Below are 1,391 nucleotides of genomic sequence, written 5' to 3'. Positions count from 1 at the left end.
GACCAGCGCTCGCTGTTCATGAGGTTGCCGAGACCCGCCCAGGAGAAGTTCATCAGCGTCGCCGCCGCCTCCCAGGCCGTCATGCCCGGCGTCTCGTTGGCCCAGCCGGCCAGCGACTCCGCCGCCCCGACCAGGGCCTGGGAGAGACCGGCCACGTCCCGTTCGGCCAGTTCCGGATCGCGGTGCGTCACCCGGTGGGTCTCCTTCGCCGCCGCGCCGATCACCGTCGTCACGTAGGCCACGATCTCGGCCCRCATCTGGGCGGCCTCGCTGGCGAACGGCTCGCCGACCCTCGGCTGCTGCTCTCCGCCCGCGATGTGGAACGTCTCGCGACCGCCGTCGACACCTGGTTCGGGCGGGGTGCGACGCCCGCGCAGATCACCCGCACCCTGACCGTGAGCCTCCCGCCCGCGTTCGTGCCGATCCACCACCCGGCCCGGTTCCTGGCGTACCGCCTCACCACGCATCTGCCGCCCCCGCTGCCCGCCGAGCCGCCTCCGCCGCCGGGGCCGGCACCCCTCGTCACCTGCGACGGATGCGAGATGCGAGCGGGCCTTCCGCAGTCACGACCCGGACGCGCACTGTGCCGAGTGCCGTGCCACCGGGCGTCCGGCGGCCTGAAATCGAGTGCCTGTCCGACGCTCCGGGTCCGCCGGCGCCAGGGCCACGTAGGCTTCGGCGGGGACGAGCAGGTGGGGGTGAAGCGGAAGGATGTCCGACGTGGGCGCCGCGAAGGCGAAGCGCATGCCGCGGGCGGTGCGCGAGAAGCAGATGCTGGACGCGGCCGTGCAGTGCTTCGGGCAGCGGGGGTACCAGGCCGCGTCCATGGACGAGATCGCCGAACTCGCGGGCGTGTCGAAGCCGTTGGTGTACCTGTACCTGAATTCCAAGGAAGACCTCTTCACCGCCTGCATCCGGCGGGAGGCCAAGGCGCTGCTCGCCGCGGTCGCGACCGCGGTCAACCCGCGACTCCCCGCCGACCAGCAGCTGTGGGCGGGACTCCTGGCCTTCTTCACGCACACGGCGGAGCACCCCGACGGCTGGGCGGTGCTGAACCGCCAGGCCAGGACGCACGGGGAGCCGTTCGCCAGCGAGGCCGCCCAGATGCGGGCCGAGATCGTGGCCTACGTGACGACGGTGATCGGCGCGGCGGCGAAGGAGACCCACCGGGTGACGCACCGCGATCCGGAACTGGCCGAACGGGACGTGGCCGGTCTCTCCCAGGCCCTGGTCGGGGCGGCGGAGTCGCTGGCCGGCTGGGCCAACGAGACGCCGGGCATGACGGCCTGGGAGGCGGCGGCGACGCTGATGAACTTCTCCTGGGCGGGTCTCGGCAACCTCATGAACAGCGAGCGCTGGTCTCCCCGCTGAAGCCCTCCCCGCTGAAGCCC

1 protein-coding gene and 1 pseudogene are annotated in these 1,391 nt (G+C 72.7%); one reads left to right on the top strand and one right to left on the bottom strand.

Translation table 11 applies throughout. From position 1 onward, the window contains the following. Nucleotides 1–287 (bottom strand): annotated as a pseudogene (locus EAO71_RS36305) (TetR/AcrR family transcriptional regulator); the annotation flags it as partial. Nucleotides 288–720: 433 nt separating this feature from the next. On the opposite strand from EAO71_RS36305, the gene EAO71_RS36300 reads away from it, so the two are divergent. Next, nucleotides 721–1,371, top strand: coding sequence for a TetR/AcrR family transcriptional regulator (locus tag EAO71_RS36300; protein ID WP_147982055.1), 651 nt, complete (start codon nt 721–723; stop codon nt 1,369–1,371). Nucleotides 1,372–1,391 lie beyond the last annotated feature (20 nt).

It is taken from the genome of Streptomyces sp. MS191 (assembly GCF_008042125.1).
In the GTDB taxonomy this organism is placed as follows: Bacteria; Actinomycetota; Actinomycetes; order Streptomycetales; family Streptomycetaceae; genus Streptomyces.
This window is presented reverse-complemented; position numbering and strand designations above follow the sequence as displayed.